The sequence below is a fragment of the Bacillus sp. NTK071 genome (genome assembly GCF_017303315.1).
Classification (GTDB): domain Bacteria; phylum Bacillota; class Bacilli; order Bacillales; family Guptibacillaceae; genus Guptibacillus.
In genome coordinates this window covers 1-265 of the sequence record NZ_JAFKOI010000086.1, presented here as the reverse complement: position 1 = coordinate 265, position 265 = coordinate 1, and the positions used below count along the sequence as shown (strand labels likewise).

The 265-nt window shown below is 64.9% G+C and carries 1 pseudogene; it reads right to left on the bottom strand.

What is annotated here, in order from left to right:
* Positions 1-56: 56 nt before the first annotated feature.
* Positions 57-265, bottom strand: a pseudogene (locus JI666_RS22130) (class II fumarate hydratase); the annotation flags it as partial.

Sequence of the window (265 nt, the reverse complement as noted above, 5' to 3'; positions counted from 1 at the left end):
CGCAGGAAAAAGGGCGGCCCTTCCGGACCGCCCCTTCCCTGTCGTCTTCAGGCAGATCAGTCCCTGGGGCCGATCATGTCTTCGGGGCGGACGATGCGGTCGAAGGTCTCGCCATCGACATAGCCGAGCGCGATGGCTTCTTCGCGCAGCGTGGTGCCGTTCTTGTGCGCGGTCTTGGCGACCTTGGTGGCCGCGTCGTAGCCGATGGTCGGCGCCAGCGCGGTCACCAGCATCAGCGATTCCTTCATCAGCTTCTCAATCCGCG